General features: G+C 34.4%; 14 protein-coding genes. 5 read left to right on the top strand and 9 right to left on the bottom strand.

Annotated elements, in window-relative coordinates; translation table 11 throughout:
- Nucleotides 1-9: 9 nt before the first annotated feature.
- From J2Z40_RS01085 to J2Z40_RS01070, 4 genes are all read right to left on the bottom strand, one after another.
- Nucleotides 10-486: a nitrous oxide reductase accessory protein NosL gene (locus tag J2Z40_RS01085; protein WP_066394591.1), complete on the bottom strand. Its 477-nt coding sequence runs from the start codon at nt 484-486 to the stop codon at nt 10-12.
- On the bottom strand, nt 476-1,834 hold the full coding sequence (locus J2Z40_RS01080) for a right-handed parallel beta-helix repeat-containing protein (RefSeq protein WP_066394592.1): 1,359 nt from the start codon (nt 1,832-1,834) through the stop codon (nt 476-478). The genes J2Z40_RS01085 and J2Z40_RS01080 overlap by 11 nt, the downstream gene beginning before the upstream one ends.
- A 165-nt stretch (nt 1,835-1,999) precedes the next feature.
- Nucleotides 2,000-3,058, bottom strand: coding sequence for a multicopper oxidase domain-containing protein (locus tag J2Z40_RS01075; protein WP_066394594.1), 1,059 nt, complete (start codon nt 3,056-3,058; stop codon nt 2,000-2,002).
- A 185-nt stretch (nt 3,059-3,243) separates the two neighbouring features.
- Nucleotides 3,244-3,855: a DUF1836 domain-containing protein gene (locus J2Z40_RS01070; RefSeq protein WP_066394597.1), complete on the bottom strand. Its 612-nt coding sequence runs from the start codon at nt 3,853-3,855 to the stop codon at nt 3,244-3,246.
- Nucleotides 3,856-3,998: 143 nt separating this feature from the next.
- Between J2Z40_RS01070 and trhA the strand changes: the two genes are divergently transcribed.
- A complete protein-coding gene (gene trhA, locus J2Z40_RS01065) occupies nt 3,999-4,646 on the top strand; it encodes a PAQR family membrane homeostasis protein TrhA (RefSeq protein WP_066394600.1) in 648 nt (215 codons plus the stop codon).
- Between the two features lie 80 nt (nt 4,647-4,726).
- On the opposite strand, the gene J2Z40_RS01060 is transcribed toward trhA, so the two are convergent.
- The gene (locus J2Z40_RS01060) at nt 4,727-4,987 is read right to left on the bottom strand and encodes a hypothetical protein (protein WP_066394602.1); all 261 of its coding nucleotides are present in this window, start codon (nt 4,985-4,987) and stop codon (nt 4,727-4,729) included.
- A 269-nt stretch (nt 4,988-5,256) separates the two neighbouring features.
- On the opposite strand from J2Z40_RS01060, the gene J2Z40_RS01055 reads away from it, so the two are divergent.
- The 4 genes from J2Z40_RS01055 to J2Z40_RS01040 all read left to right on the top strand — a co-directional run bounded on the left by J2Z40_RS01055 (nt 5,257) and on the right by J2Z40_RS01040 (nt 10,659).
- The gene (locus J2Z40_RS01055; RefSeq protein WP_083953901.1) at nt 5,257-6,789 is read left to right on the top strand and encodes a spore germination protein; all 1,533 of its coding nucleotides are present in this window, start codon (nt 5,257-5,259) and stop codon (nt 6,787-6,789) included.
- A 10-nt stretch (nt 6,790-6,799) separates the two neighbouring features.
- The gene (locus J2Z40_RS01050) at nt 6,800-7,909 is read left to right on the top strand and encodes a GerAB/ArcD/ProY family transporter (protein WP_066394604.1); all 1,110 of its coding nucleotides are present in this window, start codon (nt 6,800-6,802) and stop codon (nt 7,907-7,909) included.
- Complete coding sequence (locus J2Z40_RS01045) at nt 7,884-9,137, top strand: Ger(x)C family spore germination protein (RefSeq protein ID WP_066394606.1); 1,254 nt, start codon at nt 7,884-7,886, stop codon at nt 9,135-9,137. The genes J2Z40_RS01050 and J2Z40_RS01045 overlap by 26 nt, the downstream gene beginning before the upstream one ends.
- Nucleotides 9,138-9,462: 325 nt before the next feature.
- Nucleotides 9,463-10,659, top strand: coding sequence for an MFS transporter (locus J2Z40_RS01040; RefSeq protein WP_066394609.1), 1,197 nt, complete (start codon nt 9,463-9,465; stop codon nt 10,657-10,659).
- Between the two features lie 76 nt (nt 10,660-10,735).
- On the opposite strand, the gene J2Z40_RS01035 is transcribed toward J2Z40_RS01040, so the two are convergent.
- The 4 genes from J2Z40_RS01035 to J2Z40_RS01020 all read right to left on the bottom strand — a co-directional run bounded on the left by J2Z40_RS01035 (nt 10,736) and on the right by J2Z40_RS01020 (nt 16,146).
- Nucleotides 10,736-11,818, bottom strand: a complete 1,083-nt coding sequence (locus tag J2Z40_RS01035) for a Ger(x)C family spore germination protein (RefSeq protein WP_066394612.1) — start codon at nt 11,816-11,818, stop codon at nt 10,736-10,738.
- Nucleotides 11,802-12,899, bottom strand: coding sequence for a GerAB/ArcD/ProY family transporter (locus J2Z40_RS01030; RefSeq protein WP_162840480.1), 1,098 nt, complete (start codon nt 12,897-12,899; stop codon nt 11,802-11,804). The genes J2Z40_RS01035 and J2Z40_RS01030 overlap by 17 nt, the downstream gene beginning before the upstream one ends.
- Before the next feature lie 29 nt (nt 12,900-12,928).
- Nucleotides 12,929-14,428 carry a spore germination protein gene (locus J2Z40_RS01025; protein WP_245349927.1) on the bottom strand — a complete coding sequence of 500 codons (1,500 nt, stop codon included), beginning with the start codon at nt 14,426-14,428 and terminating at the stop codon, nt 12,929-12,931.
- 230 nt (nt 14,429-14,658) lie between these two features.
- Nucleotides 14,659-16,146: a class I adenylate-forming enzyme family protein gene (locus tag J2Z40_RS01020; protein ID WP_066394621.1), complete on the bottom strand. Its 1,488-nt coding sequence runs from the start codon at nt 16,144-16,146 to the stop codon at nt 14,659-14,661.
- Nucleotides 16,147-16,153 lie beyond the last annotated feature (7 nt).

The raw sequence follows: 16,153 nt of genomic DNA, 5'->3' as shown, positions 1-16,153 counted from the left end.
TAGAACTTTTTAATGTCCATGCTCCATGTCACCTTTTTTTATGCTTTTCAGATCAATTTTTATTAATTCATCATGGGTGTACTTCATCCCCCCATGATTTTGATGAAATTCATTTGCATTTTCTTCTACTTCAAATGCGGCAATTCCATAACTCATAGGACTTTCAATACCAGAATCTTGTACAAATGTACTTTTATCAAAATCAATCCATTCCTTTGATTGATAGTCATGAACAAAAGCAGCTTCATAGGCAGGATTATGTGTTTGTATATAATCAATCATACAACCGATATCATCAAAAAGAAGTGGTTTGCCATCATCCATAATAATTTGACCTGCAGATTGCAAATCTTCAATCCCCATTTTACAAGCATCACAAGAGTCTTCGTTTGCCTTTATTTCAACTGGGGCTGCAGCCTTCGAATTGCTGCAGGCTGCAAGTACGACTGCAAGCATGATCATTAAGAAAAATCCTTTAAATTTCATGACGTTCCCTCCCAAATTTCAATAAAATATATACAGAACTAGTTAAGATGACTAGAAAACAGAAGATTTGTATCCAATCAAATGTCGGATTGGATAGAAAAGACTTTTCCGTCTTTTGCTCATTCCAACTCACGGGAGCTGGCTTTACTAATGGTGAATCATCAATGATAAAGGAATCAGATGGCATCGGTGTATATTGTTCAATCATATTCCATAGCTCAACTGCTGGGCTTTGATAAAAAATATTCAAAACTGGTTCCTTCCTCGTCATGTTGTAAAACACATCTCCACTTTTATATGCAAAGTCTACAAGATGATCCTTATTTAAATTAAGTGACCCATGGTCATCATAATAATTTCCATAATTATCAAGATTGAATTGGTTCTCTTGGTCCTTTTCTGAAATAATTTGTCTCGTATTATGGTAAAAATTATTCAGATAGATTGTATTCCCATCTGTTGCTTCTCCTAATTCCAATCCTGTATTATTTCCGATAAATGTGTTGAATTCCAATGTATTGCGCTTTGCATTTTCCATGATAATTCCTTTAAAATTTCCATTCATCATATTTGATGAAACCTTAGAATCAAATGTATCAAAGATAAACATCCCAGCACCATCGATTTTCGTGTTTAGGTAAAAGAAATTGTTTATAATTGAAACCTCATTGCTTTGCATGATCATAAGGCCATTCACACTTTCCCGCACCTCATTTTGTGAAATGAGGACTGACTTTGAATCCATCGTATGAACACCATATCTTGCTTTTATCATTTTATTGGCTCGGACTTCACAGAAATCTGAATAAGAAACATATACGCCATCCTGTGTATCATATACATAATTACTAACGATACTTGAATTGGGCGCTTTTACTACATAAATGCCATAGCCCTTATGCTTTTTTTTGTCATCAAAGCTTGTGACTACGTTGTTTTCAATACGATGTCCATAGCTTTCCTTTGCATAAATGCCATGAAAAGCATTCTTGATGATATTTTGATGAATAATTGAACGATTTCCCTTTACATAAATTCCTGCATTTTGAGAACCACTGCCTTCTATATGAAGGCCTTCAACAACGACATCATCCGCATCAATTGTTAGAACATCGCCATTATACGGTCCGACTAGCTTTACACCCTCTTCACCAATAAGATGAACTGGGTACTTAATATTAAAGATGCCTTCGTATATACCAGGTACCATCTTAATAACTTCGGCACTTTGAGTATTTAATGCTTGTTCGAGTTCAGAACTATTTTTAACAATCAGTTCTTCTGCATATGTTCTTCCTGTAAAACCGACCCATAATAAGAGAAGTAAAAAAACAATTTTATTATACATGTAAGCCTCACCCGCCCTACACATTTCGACAATAGTTGAAAAGGGCAGTACTCCCAATTATTCTATAATTACTAATAGGGGAATAAACTGCCCTTAAATTTGTTAAAAAGGGTTCACATTTTCATTTATTTTATATATAATATGGTTGTGTTGTTTACATACTTATTAATGACTCATTGTAGCTGTGCCGTCATCTTTACCATCTTTAGTTACTTTTAATATGGCTGCAGCACCTTTTTGTGAATGATTGAATTGATGAGTAACGAACGGGTAGCTTCCTTCTCGTGTCACTGTAAATTCTACAACTGCTCCACCACTAGCAGGTAGCAATACAGTTTGGAGACCTTTCATATGGTTATATGGATTGCCGTCCATATACACATTATCGAAGACAGTCCCAATTACATGGAATGAGCTTACTTCGTTCGGACCAACGTTATTGATATAGAATCTAACTCTGTCGCCAACTTTTGCTAATAATGGTTCCTCTTTTAATGAGAATGTGTCACCATTTGTGTTTCTGTCGCCTTCTTTTAATGCTTTTGCAGAAAACACTACATGACTAGGAACTCCATTTGTGAAATCTTCTAAATCATTGTATTTATACCATTCGTTTTGGATAATCACAAACTCTTTATCTATTTCATTATCAGTTGGATAGCCATCTTTTGGTTTTACAATAATTGTTCCATGCATTCCGTTTGCAACATGAGAAAGTACTGGAGCGGTACCACAGTGATACATGAATACGCCTGGGTTATTTGCTGGATAGCTAAATGTTCCTGTATCATCTGGCTCTACATTTGTAAAGTCTTTTGAAGGTGCTGCGTGTACTGCGTGAAAATCCATGCTATGTGGAATTGCAGGATCCATGTTTTTTAATGTAAAGTTGATTGTATCTCCTTCATTTACAACAACTACTGGGCCTGGTGCTTCACCGTTAAATGTCCAAGCTTTGTATACTTTGCCTTTGTCTATTTCAATGTCTGTTATTTGAGATGTCATTTCTACGTTAACCTCTGATGGACCTACTCTTTCAACTTTTAAAGGTATAGGCTCTTGATTTAAGCCTTGATGTGGTTTAATAACCTCTACTTCCCCTTTTTCCGCTGCTAATACTTTTTGTTCTGCATCCACTTTTTCCGTACTTGTTTCTTGATTACAACCAGTTAAAAGTCCGATTCCTAATGCTGAAGTAAGAAGAATTTTTACACCTTTTTTCATTTGTGTTTCCCCCTCTTTTTGTTTGTATTTCATACTTTTATAATAATGATTTTAATCCGCAATTTTGGTGATATATCTCACAAGGAATACATAATCTGTGAAGGATTTGTGAAGAACTATACTTAATTGTGATTTAAGTTGTTGCGAGCAATATTTGTACAAAAAAAACCAGTCTAACAAGCATTTCACTGCTTATCAGACTGATTTTTTTTCTTTTCTTTTAGTTCCTTATTAGCACCTAGCTCATCCACAAGCTTCTCCGCAGCTCTACGATAAAAATTACTCATATTTGATAGCGATGAAATCATCATAATCTTTTCTAGCCGATCCTGATCTAAGTCTTTCATTTCTTCAATCTCTTTTTTCACATCGCTTGAAATGACTGATACATTTTCATTAAAACGCTCGACGTTTTTCTTCACAATTTGAAGATAACTTTCATAAAAATGCTCCAAAGCAAAATCTGATGCTAACGTTTTTTCATTAATTAGTAATAGAGTATCTTTAATGTCATTGATCGATAAAGCCCCTTTTAACTGATAGATTAAGCTGATTAAAATTAAATGATCTTTTGAATACTTTTTATTCTTAATAGGGAAAAACAATTTTCCTTTTGCATAGTTATTAATCATCGTTTTTGTTAATACCTTTTCATCCTCATTTCGCTTACTTCCTCCAAATTGATTTTCAAACAACTGAATCACTTGATCCATATATAAATCAATTTGAGGCATATCTTCTAATGTAATTTGATTGTGCAATTCTAAATCTATAATCATTTGCTGTAAATTTTCCATTTATCGATAACCTCTGCTCCATTATTCTTTTATTAAATTTTACTTAAAAAATACAAGAATGTAAATGTTGACTACTTAAAGAAATAGTTATATGATTACAAGTAGTTATCGAAACTACTTAAGTTTTAGAGGAGGATTTACTTATGACATCTTATATTCGAGAGCCCATTAATGGACTCACACATCTTGCTGGAGCCATTTTGTCGTTTATCGGTTTACTTGCTATGGTTATTAAAGCGGCAAGCACAAATACCTCTGCCTTAGTCATTACTGCTGTTACAATTTTCGGAATTAGTATGATTCTGCTATATTCAGCATCTGCGACCTATCATATGGTTATTGCTAAGGATAAGGTCATCTCTTTTCTCAGACGGCTTGATCATTCAATGATTTTTGTCTTGATTGCTGGATCCTACACACCATTTTGTCTCATTTCTTTAAACGGTGTAACTGGATGGTTATTATTTTCCATCGTTACAATCGTTGCTGTTTCAGGTATTCTCTTTAAAATGATTTGGTTTAATTGTCCAAGATGGCTATCAACTACCCTATATATCGCAATGGGCTGGATCATTATATTTGCATTTTCTCCTCTATCAGAAACATTAAGTCCAACAGGCCTTGGTCTATTAATTCTTGGTGGTGTGCTGTACACAATAGGTGGAGCCATCTATGCAATCAAACCAAAATTTCTTGAATTTAAGTATTTTGGGTTTCATGAGATCTTCCATATCTTTATCATGTTCGGGAGTTTCTCACATTTTCTTTGTGTATTCTTATATGTAATTTAATCGTTTTGAATGTAAAAAAGGATTTACACAGCAGAAGCTGGGCAAATCCTTTTTTTGAATTCATTTCTCGCGCTGCTTATTTAATAGCCAAAATTAAAAAGCGCAGTAATAATAAAGGCAAAAAATAAAAGAATAATAATGATAAAGGCGATAAATAAAGCGATAATAATCCATCCCAAAACTTTTCTCCCTGTAACGACTAAATATATTCCTAGTCCTAAAAATCCAAGGAAAAAACCGAGTATCCCCCATAGAACAGGGCTTTTATTGTGCTTCGGTGCATCGATAACTAAATAGATCGTAATCGCAACTGATATAAGCAAGCCTAAGGATATCTCCATCAAATACTTCCTCCCTGCCTTTTTAATCACTTTCAATGTATTGAAAGCTTCAATTAAATAGTATCCTTATTTTTCGAAAATATGACATATATTATGGCAACCTACCTAAAAAGTAATTTTAAATCTCGATCTATAACTTTTCAAGCTAAAATACATTCATACGAATACACTCACTCCATTATTTTTACAAAACTCCAGGATTAATTGACCCCATTTTTATCACATAAGTTTTTACAGATAGTGGCAACTTATAAATGGGGGGGGGAAATATGTTGCTAAATATAATAAAAAAAATTTATTCATCCAATAAAAAGATACCTCGTTTTCCCGAAAAATCTAATAAGAAAGAAATAGAAATCAAATCTCAAAAAATATATACAAACCTTGAACAAACAATCTCTACTTTTAAAGAACTTTATTCATTTCCGATTAATAACGATGTAAATTTTCGCACATTTGACATTCGCAGTTTAAATAAAAAGGCAGCCATTATCCTCATTGATACCATCGCTGACATGAAAATAGTTAATGAATTTGTTCTCGAACCCTTATTGAACAATTCAAATCCTACGGGTAAAGTCGAGGAACTCCTATCTATCCAAGCTATATCTAAAGTTTCGATTATTCAACATGCAGTCGATGAAATCAACAAAGGGAGCGCTGTATTATTTATTGATAGCTTCGATTATGCGCTTAGTATTAGTGTCTCCAATATTCACAACAGAGGGGTTACATCTTCTGAAAATGAAATCGTTCTAAAGGGGCCAAAGGAAGCATTCACCGAAGAATCTTCCATTAATCTTTCATTAATAAGGAGAAGAATAAAGAATGAGAATCTAGTTGCCGAATCTGTGCCTATTTCCTTAAGAACTCATAATGTTCTTTATCTTGTCTATATTAAAGACTTAGCAAATGAGCAGCTACTCAATAATATAAAAAATCGAGTGAAAGCTCTTAAGGTGGATTCAATTCAGAATCTTCCCCTTTTAGAACAGCATATTGAAGAAAGGAAGCTATCCCTATTTCCCACAATACTCTATACAGAAAGACCTGATCGTGCTTCATCCTATGTTGAGGATGGATACATTGTCATACTGATGGATAATTCACCTGATTGTTTAATATTACCCGCGACTTTTTGGTCTTTCTTTCATATTTCTGAAGACCATTACTTACGATTTATTTATGGGAATTTCACACGGGCATTAAGAATGCTTGCTATTTTCATCACTTTATTTACATCTGCTATTTATGTTGGCATTACAACTTTCCATTCTGAAATGATTCCACCGGATTTATTGCTCGCTATTTCAGCAACAAGGGAAAAGGTTCCCTTACCCGCAACTATTGAGGTTCTTTTGATGGAACTAGCGTTTGGACTTATTCGTGAAGGTGGTCTCCGTGTCCCCTCATCCATTGGACCAACGATCGGAATTGTTGGTGCCCTTATTCTAGGACAAGCAGCCGTTCAAGCAAATCTCGTGAGTCCTATTGTTGTTATTGTTGTTGCACTTGGTGGGGTTTGTTCTTTCTTAGTACCAGATATAAGTATGAACTTTGCCATTCGTTTATCAAGATATTGTTTCATTATCGCATCAGGACTATTTGGTTTTTTCGGGATGACTGTATTTTTTACAATGGGACTTTTTTATATGGTTTCACTTAAATCATTTGGTGTACCCTATTTATCACCAATGACTCCTAAATATACATCATCAAAGGATACGTTATTTAGAAGGCTTCTAAAAAATGAAATCTTTCGGCCTGGCTACTTGAAACCTAAGGATATGAAAAAAAATTAGGAGAATGTAAATGCAAGAATCAAAAGGAAAGATCGGAATTAGAGAATTCATTGCGATTATCATTTTATCAACAGGCACGAAGCTCAGTGATGATACGCCAACCTTATTATTTAAAGAAATGGCAAGCGCTGCATGGATGGCACCCATTATTATTGGTGTAATAACGTTCATTCCTATTTATCTCATTATTCGCATTTTGAGTGCATATAAAAACAAAAATTTAGCTGAAGTGATTTTTCACTTATTGGGGAAATTTTTTGGATTTATTCTGATATTCATTCTCCTGTTAATCATTTTTTCTGCACTTGTTGTTGATTCAGCAGTCTATACGAATATTATTACATCAATGTATTTTTCAAAAACACCTACTATTGCAATTTATGCTTTATTAATGATTGTTTGTGTTTACGGGGCAAAGAAAGGCATTGAACATATTGGATCTGTCGCCTGGGCTATGACATTTTGGATAAAAATTTCATTTATTATTTCACTTGTACTCACCTTTTTTCATGGCCAACTTGATTTTCTTTTTCCTATACTCGGAAATGGACAATGGGAATTATTGAAAGGGAGTATCCTAAAATCCTCTATTTTTGCAGACTTTCTTTATCTAGGGTTTATTTTTCCATTTGTCAAAAGTAAATTGGATTTTAAGAAAGGCATATGGATATCATTTAGTTTTATTATTATTGAGTTTTCATTAGCACTTGCTGCCTACACATTATTATTTGATTACATCGGGGTAAGATTGATGAATTTCCCTTATCATGAAACAATCCGCTATATTGAAGCTGGCTTTTTAGAAAATATCGAAACCTTTTTTTATCCATTTTGGTTGGTTGCGTCATTTATTCGGTTTACATTTTATCTCTATTTAACTGCTATTATCTTTGGTAGCCTTTTCAAAATTAAAAAGTACGAATATTTACTCCCAACTCTTGCAACACTCATTATATTCATCGGATTAATTCCTGAAAGCCCAACTTTTGTTATTTTTAATTTAAGAGAAAAATTACTTCATTTTGCCACACCTTTTTTTCTTATCCTCCCATTATTATTATGGTTAATTGCAAAACTTAAAGGAGATTTGAACAATGAAAAGTCGAAACCTTTTTATTAAAATTCTCTGTGTATTTATATTTCTTCCCACTTTAAGTGGGTGCTGGGACAAAAAAGAAATTGAGAAAAAGGCATATGTTGTTGCTATTGGTTTAGACAAGGGAGAAAATGAAAATTTAGTCATTACCTACTTAATTGCAAATCCTGAGTTTGGCACGCAACAACAGGGTGGTTCGACAAATGAACCTCCACATGAAATCATTTCATTCGAAACAAATGATCTTATCTCTTCAACGAATAAAGCAAATGCAGTCATTGCAAAGGAAATATCTTATAATTTACTCAAATATTTAATTGTTTCAGAAAAACTTGCAAAGACTAAAAACTTTATTCGTTGGATGTATGATGCTACGAAAGATAAAGACTTTAAAAGGGACACCTATTTGATTGTTTCGAAAGAAAATGCCAGCATATTTATTACTAATAATAGCCCGAAATTAGAGACGAGAGCCCATCGTTATTTTGATTTTATCATTAAAAGAGGAATTGAAACGGCAACAATTTCTGATGCATCTCTTCATAAGTATTTGCGTATCACAGAGGCTGACGCAGATCTATTTCTTGCAATATTTGGGACAACTGAAAAAGTAGACCCTCCATCTGGCGATGATATGAGTGATAATATTTTTGCTGGCCAGCTCAAAGTAAATGGGAATACGAATAAAACACAATTTATTGGTTCTGCTTTATTTAAGGAAGGGAAAATGATCGATCAACTAACAGTAGAAGAAACTAGAATTACAAGGCTGTTAAGCTCAGTAGATGAAGCACCGGATATTTTAACGACCTTGCCTGATCCGTTTAATAAAGACTTTAAAATTTCTATAACAATCACTCAACTGAAAAATATTAAAATAAAAATGGATGTAAATAAACAGCCAACCACCATTCATGTACATCTTCCTCTACAAGTAGATGTTCTTTCCGATCACAGCATGGTAAATTATGCATCGAATGCTGACAAAAGGAATGAATTAAAAAAATTCTTAATTGAACGATTTAACGATAAGTTCAATCAATTCATAAAGAAAACACAGGAAGAATATAAATCAGAGCCATTTGGCTGGTCGTTACATGCCCGAAGAAAATTTGCAACGATTGCGGAATATGAGAAATTTGATTGGATGAAATCCTATCCAGGGATGGACGTTCAGATTAGCATTGATATAAAATTCGGACATTTCGGCAGACAAAGTCGTTTGCCAAAACTTAAAGATGTGAGGGATTAAATTGCGATTGATTATAGTGCCCCTATTAATCATCCTTTTTCTCTATACGTTCGGTTTTTCTATTATGTTATGGAGAGAAAAAAATAAAATGGCTTCATTTGCAGTGCTTGGTTTAGCAATAGCGACTGTTGTCAGTGCTTTTTTTAGTGTACTAAAATGAACGAAAAAATCATTGTCGAAATAAAGTATATTCCTCCCTGGCAAATAGCAGGACTTTTTTTTCATAGATATTCACTGGAATATCTTGTAGAATAGACCATATATTTAGTGACACTAAATAATTGCAAAAATATATATGAGTGGTAAATGGGGAGGAATTTAAAGAATGAGCAAGCTTACATCGAAAAATAACCAGATAATGCATGATCCATCTGAGAAAATATGGACAAAGGATTTTTTCCTCATTTGTTTATCCAATTTTTTCATTTTTCTTGGGTTTCAAATGACATTACCAACCATTCCATTATTTGTTGAGGAGCTCGGGGGAAACGATCAATTGATTGGGATCGTTGTAGGAATTTTTACTTTCTCCGCCCTCCTTCTTCGTCCATATGCGGGACATGCACTTGAATCAAAAGGAAGACGTGTCGTCTATTTAACAGGACTTGGCATTTTTGTGCTATCCGTTGGTTCCTTTGGGTTTGTTACTAGTCTCGCTTTTTTATTTATGGTAAGAATTATTCAAGGATTTGGATGGGGTTTCTCAACGACTGCCTCAGGAACCATTGCAACAGATTTAATACCTGCCAATAGACGTGGGGAAGGAATGGGCTATTATGGTCTCTCTGGAAACCTTGCACTCGCCTTTGGCCCAACATTAGGACTTGCTTTAGTTGGTGTCGTTTCATTTAAGCAGTTATTTTTAATCTGCGCTATTCTTGGTCTCGCAGCATTTCTTCTTTCATCAACAATTCGGTATAAAAAAGTAGAACAGCAAACAGTACAGCCAAAGAAATGGGATATTTATGAAAAAACAGCACTTCCCCCCTCCATGCTCGTCTTTTTTATTACCATTACTTTTGGTGGGATCGCATCATTTCTTCCGCTTTATTCCGCCCAAAAGGGTATTCAAGGAATTGAATGGTATTTTCTTCTCTATGCCCTTGCATTAATGGTCAGTCGAACATTTGCTGGAAAAATTTATGATACTAAAGGACATCAGGCTGTTTTCATTCCAGGAACAATTTTTATTATTATTTCAATGATTCTGTTATCATGGTTGCCAAGTAACCTTGTTCTTTATATCGCAGCAATCCTTTATGGACTAGGATTTGGGACAGTCCAACCTGCCTTGCAAGCCTGGTCTGTGAAAGAAACACCTGCGAATCGTAGAGGGATGGCAAATGCAACCTTCTATTCCTTCTTTGATTTGGGGATTGGAATTGGTGCGATACTTTTTGGTCAAATTGCTCATTGGTTCGGGTATAGTATGATTTATGCTGCTTCTGCTATATCAGTTCTTTTCTCTATTCTTTTGTATCTGAGAATTTTAAGTAGAAACCGTCGTTTACAGCGTGCATAAAATAAAATAAAGTCAGAATTCAAGTATCCCTGCGAGTATTCAATCTCACAGGGACTATTTCTGTCAACTATATGATTTAATTGATAATTCCCGACTCCAAAATATCGACACTAACGTTCACATTTATTGGGATAGAAAGATATAGTTCGTCCCATTTTTTTTCATCCCACTGACGGGTCTTCGTTTTTACAGCATTGCCAATTCCAATTGGGTCAATTCCCTTTTCTTGAAACCTTTTGATCAGTTCCACAGACTTTTTCTTAATATCTTTCTCTAATATCTGCTCTAATTCTTTCATTTTTCCCATCGTTAATTTTCCATTTGTATATTCACGAATCGATGATTTTAATTTAAGAGTGATCGTTATTTCCGAGTTTGTCATTGGCTTCGGGATATCAAACTTTCTCTTTGAGTTAATATTGAAAATCGATGCTTTCTCACCTTCACCAAATTTCACTTCATAAGAATCATTTTCACTTTTGCTATCCACTAGAATCTTTACAAAAAAGAATTTACCCTCATCAATTTGATCAACTAACTTATCATTATCAAATAGTCCAATCGCATGAAGTTGAATTTTCCCATCTTTTTGCTTAATCATAGGAAGCATCGGGTCAATTCCTTGAGAATAATATTTATATAAGAACTGATGAATATTTGTTTTATGAATCAATCCTGTTTCAATATTTTGCTCGATTAGATTAGAAAGGAACATGCCGGTATCAATATTGCCATATTGCTTGCTTAATAATTCCTTAGGATTACTTTCAGCAACTACAAGATATACATTTAATCCCACAGAAGGATCACGCTGTACTGTGTCTAGTAAATTAATTATCCCTTTTTCAGCTGTTTTCTTTTCATATAAAAGTACTTCTATCTTCCCACTGACAATTGGCCGATCAGATTGTAGACTATGCTTATCTCGTATTTCTTTACTTAATGAAGCTTTTGCTGTTAATGTTACATTTTTCACTGTTTTATCTGTTTGAAAGTTCGGAAACACCACTGTATTTTGTAATGTGTCTTCCTCAATATGCTCATAACTTGCTGCGGTCGCTAATTGAATATCATCTAGAACTCTCTGTTTAATATTCATACAGCCTGGCAAATAAGAAATACTTACAAATATAAGCAACAAACTACGAATTCTTCTCAAGCTTTTCCCTCCTTCTTTTCATAACAAAAAAAGAAATGATTGTAATAAATGGCAAATACGTAAAAAGAAGGATGATTCCAAACTTAGACATATACTCATTTAACAAATTGATATTATCTCTTCCTCGAATAGAAATCATTGCACAAAATAAAATGAACAATAACATAATCAGAATTTTCTTTGGCTTAGTATTAAATATTTGCTGTATTCCCTTTGTTGCAGCCCATAACGGCAAACAAATATTAGGAAGGATAATAATCACCCATGATGTAATCCCAATATACTCAAATCGTTCAACAAAGGGCATTTTAACTATTTTCCATAAAGATAATGTTGCCCATATTTCCTTAGCAATTTGCTCTTCACTATAAAAGCCGATCGAAATAATAATAATGATTAAATAAATAGTGACGGTTAATAGATGACCAAGTTGAGCCCATTTTTGTGACTTTTTTGCCTGTTTAATATAAGGATAATACATTAGTAAGGTTGAAATACCTAAATATCCTAATACCATATCCTTTGTAGCTACCGACATCTCCTTTATGGTATGATTCCAAACGGGTAAGAGGTTTTGGAAATGGGCATACTCAATCGGAAAAAAAAAGGTAAAGAAAATATAAAACGGAATGACTACACCAAAGAAACTAAGTCCAGTAACGATGCGAAATCCCCCAGAAACACAATAATAGATAAGAATCATAAAAATGAGTGCAAACATAAAAATATTGATTGTCGGAAAAACCCATACCTCGACGACTTCAATATACGAACGCAAAACAACAATTCCGCTCAGTAACCAATAACAAATCCAAATGAAACTGAAAGTATTCCCGATCCATTTTCCAAATAGTATTTTGTGGATATCAATTAGATTCTTCTGATGCCTATTTAGCAATAAATACATATACCAAATAACGGCTGAAACCATTATTCCCCCTGCTATTACAGCCATCCAAGCATCATTACCGGCAGACTTCATAATCACTCGCTGAAAGCCTAGTACACCTACCCCTACTTGTACAGAATGGATTAAAAAGAACACAAGAAATGGGGATATTTGTAACTCTTTCTTTTCCAATTCAATCCCTCCTGTACTATTATATTTCTTCATAAATCATTTTTTTTCTCAGCCTTTGATTGATTAAACTTTACTGTATCATTTGTTTGCTCTAGAATTGGCCGTTTCGATTGCTTAGAAAAAGGCAAGCGTACAAGAGAATCGGTCAAATCCTGTAGTCTAAGCGGATAAAAGGGTTCAAGAAAGGGTCTTCCTAATGAAGATAGCCTTAATAAGTGAATAAGTAAAAAACAGAAGCTTAGTGCGACACCTAATAACCCAATATAATGAGCCATTAATAAAAATGGGAATCGTATTAATCGAATCGTATTACCCATTTGATATACAGGTGTTGTAAAGGAAGCTAATGCAGCTAATGCAACAAGAATTAATAACACATTACTAGTCAATCCCGCTTCTACAGATGCTGTACCAATAACAATCCCACCTACGATACCGATTGTTTGCCCGACCTTCGTCGGCAATCTTGCTCCCGCTTCTCTCAATAACTCAATCGTTAATTCTAAAATAATTGCTTCCAAAATGGGTGGCAATGGAATCGCATTTCTTGAGGTAATTAACGTGGCCAGCATATCTTTTGGTATTAATTCGTAATGATAAGTAAGAACCGCCACATAAATAGGTGTGACTAAAATAGAGAAAAACACTGCAAAGAATCGGACTAAACGGAAAAAGGAAGCAATCGTCCAATTTAAGAAATAGTCTTCAAATGCAGAGAAAAACTCAAAAAACGTTGTTGGTCCTATTAATCCATGTGGCGCACCATCAACTAATATTGCTATCTTGCCCTCTCCCAATACAGAGGCAATTCGATCTGGTCGCTCTGTATCAATCAATTGTGGAAATGGTGAGTTCTGATTGTCTTGAATCAATTGAGTAATAGTTGAGCTATCATTCACCTGAGCGATTTCTAAATCACTTATTCTCTGAATAACGGTATTCACATTCTCATTATTAGCAATTCCATCAATATAAAGAACAGAAACCCTTGTTTTAGATAATTGACCAACTTCAATTTCCTTTATTACTAACTCAGGTATGGGGAGTCTTCTTCTAACAAGATTCACATTCGTATCAAGTGATTCTACAAATGCCTCTTTAGGTCCTACAACACTAAATTCCACCTCTGGAAGTGACACTTGCCGAACATGTTCTAAACTAGCTTTAACTATTCCCACTTGACTTAAGTTATTTATATCAAATAGAAATATACTCCCTCTTAATAGGGAGTTCTGAATTTCCTTTGAATCTGATGTTATCACAATATCTTCAATCGGAAGAACATACGGCAATTCATAAATGGAAGTCAATTCTTTCACATATGGCAATATGTCACGATGCAGAATTTCCAAATTAATTAATGATACATAATATCCAAAACAAAGGGTGAAGTCCCTTCCTGGATAAGTAAACTGGGTAAATTCCTTTGATTTTGTTAATTCTTGTAACAAATCTTGTAATGATGATGTATCTTCTTTATTATCATTTTCTATTTTTTTCATTCTACTGCTGTTTCTTCTTATCCTCATCTTAGTATCACCTATGTACGAAATAAATAAATTCCTATATTTAAGTTTTACATAAAAATGGGTAACTATTCATTTTCCATTCCTTCATAGTAAGTTTAGAGAGAAAACTAAATTAACAAGCGAAACAATAAAAAAAAGCCCCATGGATTCACATTTTCTTAATGATCAAAAGTTCAGATCACTATATAAATGTTCAACCATGCGGGCTATTACTACTTATTCAATCATTTTCACACCATCGTTTTTACTTTTTGCTTCAAAATTTTCCCACTCGCATTTCTAGGAAGTTCCTCAACAAATGTGTATTGACGAGGTCTTTTATAATCAGCTAAGAAAGGGCTTACAAATTCTCGTAATTCTATTTCGTCTAATTCGTCTTTCGCCACAATCACTGCTTTTACTGTTTCTCCCCATTCCTCATTCGGTACACCAATTACACATGACTCCAAAATATTAGGATGCTTTGCTAACACTTCTTCGATTTCTCTAGGATAAATATTCACCCCACCTGAAATAATGACGTCCTTTTTACGGTCAACAATATAGATATACCCGTCTTCATCTCGATAGGCAATATCGCCTGTATAAATCCAGCCATCTTTTATGGTTGCACTCGTTTCCTCTGGATTTTGGTCATATTCCAGCATCATACTATCACCTTTTAATAAAACCTCACCGAATTCGTGTGGAGCTGTTTCCTCTCCATTCGCATGAACAATTCTTAACTCCATACTTACAGTCGGGTGCTTCCCAATGCTCCCAGCCTTCGTTAAATGTTCATGCGGGCGTAAGAGAATGCCATTAGGACCCGCTTCCGTTAAGCCATATACTTGATAGAAATTTTCGTTCTTAAATGCTTCCTTCACTCGTTCATACGATGCAAGCGCTAATGGCCCTCCACCATAGGCGAATGCACGAATACTTGATAAATCATATGTAGCAAGCTCTGGATCTTTAGATGCTAATAAATAGGCAACAGGTGCTGCAAATGCGAACGTCGGCTTCTCCTGATCAATCAACTGGAGGAAGTTTTTTGGTGTAAACTCAGAAATGACATGTGATGCACCACAATATAGCCCACTTAGGAAAAATGTATTGATCGGTGCAGAATGGGTCAAAGGCATGAGGGTCAGCATTTTGTCTTCATTGGAAAGGGAAAATTCAATTGAAACCGTAGTTGCTAAAGCAATCAGCTGATCATGATTGAAAACAACCCCCTTTGGAATGCCAGTAGTTCCTGAAGTGAATAAGATTTCACTAATCTCACTTGATTGAATAGGGATATTAATATTCTCATCACTATATGATGCTGAAGTTTCTACTGCTTCTTGAATGGACACTTGATGAGCGAATCCATAAAGATCAGCTATTGCATCAACTGTTGCTTGAACTTCTGATTCATATAAAACACCTGCTGCATTGGAGTTCTGGAAGATGACTACTAGCTCAGATGGAGTTAAACGAATATTTATTGGCATTGGAATGGCTCCAATTTTCATAAGAGAGAAATAAGCAAAGAAGAAATGCTCATTATTTCTCGCCATAATAGCCACCCGATCTCCCTTTTTTATCCCTTTTTCCTGAAGTAACCTAGCAATTTGATTAGAAATTTGGTTCATATCTTTATAAAATAATCGTCTTGTGGAAGTAATAAATGCTTCCTTGTTTGGATATTTTCTTGCATTCCGTTCAAGTACCCCATGTATCGTTATTCCCATTCTCCAT

Origin of the sequence: Cytobacillus eiseniae, assembly GCF_017874625.1 — a bacterium.
Classification (GTDB): domain Bacteria; phylum Bacillota; class Bacilli; order Bacillales; family Cytobacillaceae; genus Cytobacillus; species Cytobacillus eiseniae.
The sequence above is the reverse complement of the archived record's forward strand: the minus strand, read 5'-3'. Positions and strand labels throughout refer to the sequence as shown.

What these genes read in the sequence shown, in the direction of transcription:
- J2Z40_RS01085 (WP_066394591.1), bottom strand. Translation starts at nt 486, where the DNA reads ATGAAATTTAAAGGATTTTTCTTAATGATCATGCTTGCAGTCGTACTT.
- J2Z40_RS01080 (WP_066394592.1), bottom strand. Translation starts at nt 1,834, where the DNA reads ATGTATAATAAAATTGTTTTTTTACTTCTCTTATTATGGGTCGGTTTT.
- J2Z40_RS01075 (WP_066394594.1), bottom strand. Translation starts at nt 3,058, where the DNA reads ATGAAAAAAGGTGTAAAAATTCTTCTTACTTCAGCATTAGGAATCGGA.
- J2Z40_RS01070 (WP_066394597.1), bottom strand. Translation starts at nt 3,855, where the DNA reads ATGGAAAATTTACAGCAAATGATTATAGATTTAGAATTGCACAATCAA.
- trhA (WP_066394600.1), top strand. Translation starts at nt 3,999, where the DNA reads ATGACATCTTATATTCGAGAGCCCATTAATGGACTCACACATCTTGCT.
- J2Z40_RS01060 (WP_066394602.1), bottom strand. Translation starts at nt 4,987, where the DNA reads ATGGAGATATCCTTAGGCTTGCTTATATCAGTTGCGATTACGATCTAT.
- J2Z40_RS01055 (WP_083953901.1), top strand. Translation starts at nt 5,257, where the DNA reads ATGTTGCTAAATATAATAAAAAAAATTTATTCATCCAATAAAAAGATA.
- J2Z40_RS01050 (WP_066394604.1), top strand. Translation starts at nt 6,800, where the DNA reads ATGCAAGAATCAAAAGGAAAGATCGGAATTAGAGAATTCATTGCGATT.
- J2Z40_RS01045 (WP_066394606.1), top strand. Translation starts at nt 7,884, where the DNA reads ATGAAAAGTCGAAACCTTTTTATTAAAATTCTCTGTGTATTTATATTT.
- J2Z40_RS01040 (WP_066394609.1), top strand. Translation starts at nt 9,463, where the DNA reads ATGAGCAAGCTTACATCGAAAAATAACCAGATAATGCATGATCCATCT.
- J2Z40_RS01025 (WP_245349927.1), bottom strand. Translation starts at nt 14,428, where the DNA reads ATGAGGATAAGAAGAAACAGCAGTAGAATGAAAAAAATAGAAAATGAT.
- J2Z40_RS01020 (WP_066394621.1), bottom strand. Translation starts at nt 16,146, where the DNA reads ATGGGAATAACGATACATGGGGTACTTGAACGGAATGCAAGAAAATAT.